At 48.0% G+C, this 3,627-nt stretch carries 1 protein-coding gene; it reads right to left on the reverse strand.

Annotated features, from left to right (window positions below):
* The coding region (locus WBA89_RS18035) for a PAS domain S-box protein (protein ID WP_424408591.1) at positions 1 to 3,329 on the reverse strand (3,329 nt) is incomplete at its 3' end.
* Positions 3,330 to 3,627 lie beyond the last annotated feature (298 nt).

The raw sequence follows: 3,627 nt of genomic DNA on the forward strand, positions 1-3,627 counted from the left end.
CTGTCCCACCGCATTTGACCAGAGAGCAAGTCCGATCGGGTGTAGCCCACCATGTTCAGCAGGCAGTCGTTGGCGTAGGCGATGCGGCCGCTAAAATCTCCGATCGCAACTCCGAAAATATTGGAATTTAACAGCCGCCGGAATAAAGCTTCGCTTTGCTGGATTACCCGTTTTGCTTGGTTGCGATCGGTAATTTCGGCGATCGCGCTGCTGACTCCCAACAGCGTTCCCGATTCGTCGCTTACAGGGTAAAAGCTGACTAGCCAATCCCGCACTACTCCCGGCTGTTGCAGCGTTTGGGCCTTAATTTCCAAGTCGAGCACGGGGCTTTGCGTCGCCAGCACTTGCAGGTAAATCGGCTCTACCATATCGGCAATTTCGGGAATCGCTTCTCTGATGGTGCGCCCGATGTGATCGGCGATCGATCGGCCGTTGATCTGAGCGAGGCATTCGTTGATGCGGATGTAGCGCAAATTTGTATCGACAAAGGACAGCCCGACCGGTGTGGTGTTGTAAACTAAGTCGAGTTCTGCTAGTTGGTTGCGAATGCGAATTTCGTTTTCTCGGAGCTGATTTTGGGCTTGTTTGCGATCGGTGATATCTAATACGAAGAACGATCCTTTGTCTGTGAATCCTTCCAACTTTCCCCCGCCGACTAAAATTGGGAAGCGCGTCCCATCTTTGCGGATGTATTCTTTTTCATAAGGCTCGCAACTTCCTGCGGCTGCGACTTGTGCTAAAGCAGCGCGATCGAGTTCTGCGTATTCCGCAGGCGTGATATCCAGCCAGCGGATCTGTCCCGAAACCAACTCTTCCCTCGTATATCCGATCATTTCCAGCAAGGCATCGTTAGCTTCAGTAATTTCGCCCTTCGCCTCCCAGAAACCGATGCCGAGCATGGTAGATTCTACCACGCTCCGGAACCGCGTTTCGCTTTCTGTCAAAGCTATTTCGGTTTGTTTTGCTGCAGTAATATCTGCGAGAATTATGCCCGCGCCGATGATTTCTCCCTTTTCATTTTTGACTGGGTAGTAGTTGCCGAGCAAATAGCCGAACTCTCCGAGTTTTCCAAGATGTTCGCCGCTAATTTCTACGTTTAAAACCGGTTCGCCGGAGTCGAGAACTTGCTGAATTATTGGTGCAAATTTGTGCGCGGATTCTGGGAACAATTGGCGGAAGTCTTGACCGAGATGCTGTGCGGCGGACAAACCGTTGAGTTCTGCTAAGACTTGATTGATGCGGATGAAGCGCATTTCGCGATCGAGAAAGCAAATCGCCAGGGGAGATGCTTCTAGGAGCGAGTCAATTAAGGCAAACGATTGCGCTGTTTGAGATAGTGCTTGTTGCGCTTCTGCATAAAGTCTGGCATTGTCTAGGGCAAAAGCGACATGGTATGCTAAATCTTCTAACATTGCCATGTCTTGGGAATTGTAGCGGCTGCCAGATTTAGATGTAAAGCAGGTAACAGCACCTATTACCCGCCCGCGGGCTAAGAGCGGTACGCAAGCGCGGGAGCCGATATTGAGCGAGCGCAATGTTTCCATTTCTGCTGTATCTTCGGCTGCTGCTGCTAAAATCTCTTCATCCACTTCGACAATTAGTTCCGATTTGCCGGTGCGAATTACCAGCGGATATCCGTTAACAGCATCAGAGGCGATCGGGCTGGGGATTCTCAAGTTATTCAGAATATCAACCGCAGAGGCTTGGGCGCGAGCTACAGCCGCGCACCGCACTTTTGAGCCGGTTTCGATCAAATGAATGCAGCACCCGTCAGCGATCGAATTTACCGCTAATTCTGCTACTTTTTGCAGCACCGTTTCCCCGTCAAAGGCCGCAGTCAGCATTTTGCTCGCTTCTGCTAAAAATGCCGATCGCTGCTGTTCTTTTTCCGCTTTTTCCCTGGCTGCTAGCTCGATTTTCAACTGCAATCTTTGAGTTTCTGCAACTTTTAGTTCTGTGATATCGCGGGCGACAATCAATGCCGATTCTGCTACGCCCTCCTTGTTAAATTCTGGCACGACGCGAGATTGATAACTTCTGATACCTTCGGTTGATTCCGCCTGAAATTCGATAATTTCTTCTCTACCTGTTTCTAACACTTTTTGCAGGGTTTCATCCCACATTTGGCACTGTTCTGGCGGCATTCCTAAGTCTTGACTGGTTTTGCCGATAAAAAATGAAACTGGTTGTCCTTGGCTTCTAGCAACTGCTTGATTGACATAAATATAACGCAGTTCTTTGTCGGTGCGGATAATCACATCGGGCGTATTTTCTAGCAGCGTTCTCAGTTGTTGTTCGCTGCTAGATAAAGCTGCTTGCGCTTGTTGTCTTTCGGTGACATCTCGCACCGTGCCCACGTATCCGATGAGTTCGCCGGAGTCGGAGAACATTGGCGAGGAACAAACGTTAATCCAGCGGACAATTTTCTCTGCTGTTTGCAGGCGATATTCGATCGCGTATTCCCCACCTTCGCGAGTATAATCCAGCCATCGGCTCAATACGCGATCGCAGTCTTCCGGGTGAATGCAATTCTCCCAACCGTTTCCTAAAAGTTCTGCCAAACTCAAGCCGAAAATCGCCTGAGCGCGCGGGTTTGCATAGGTGTAGCGCCCCTCGAAATCCGCCATGAAAATCCCCACCGGCGAACAGGAACTCAAGCAGCGAAATCGTTCTTCTTGAGCTTGCAGTGCTTCTTTAGCTACTGTAAGTTCTGCAGTCCGCTGTTTGACGCGGTTTTCTAGCTGGGTGTAGGATGAAGCTAGGGCTATTTCTGCTGTTTTGCGATCGGTAATATCGATGCCAGTTGCTACCACATATTCTACCAAACCCTCGCCATCAACCATCACTGTATTAGACCAAGAAATGAAGCGCAGTTCGCCATTTTTCGTGAGCCAATAATTTTGATATTCGCTGTAAAATTTTTCGGATTTAAGTTTGCTAAAAACTGTTTGAACGGGTTCTAATTCTTCTGGTATTAAAAACAAATCCCACACGCATTTATCCACAACTTCTGCTACCGAGTAGCCTGTGGTTTTTTCGCAAGCTTGATTGAACCGCACAATCCGTCCTTGGCTGTCGAGAACTACAATCAAGCAAGCCGAAGTGTCAATTACTTTTGTAATAATCTGGCGTTCTCTTTCTAGTTCTTGTGCTGCGTACTTTAAGCCAACATACCAAGCGCTAACCATTGCACCGGCAAAAAGTAATATTGCAGGAGTTGCCTGGAATGCAAAGACTAACAGAGTTGTCAGCAGTAAGGCCGTGGCGGCGCTAAATGTAGCAATGCTGTAAGATTTAATGGGTAAGGGCAAGACCTGAAACCGATTCATTTTTTTTGACCTGTAGCGATCGCGCGATCGCACTATTTCTTCTGCTGGTGAAACAATATTGTTATATCAATTCCGGTTGCACTATTGTTGATGTTGGCTGTTGGCTGTTGGCTGTTGACTGTTGACTGCTGACTGTTGAGAGTTTGAACAATACTGATGCAACCGGAATTGATATTAAAACTAATTATGTATTTTTTCTATACCAAACCAGATTTGTGTGGGGCGTGCCATCTTCCCAGAGAGAGATTTACGGAAGTCATCAGTCATCAGTCATCAGTCATTAGTCATCAGTCATTAG

Source organism: Microcoleus sp. (assembly GCF_049646505.1).
GTDB lineage: Bacteria > Cyanobacteriota > Cyanobacteriia > Cyanobacteriales > Microcoleaceae > Microcoleus.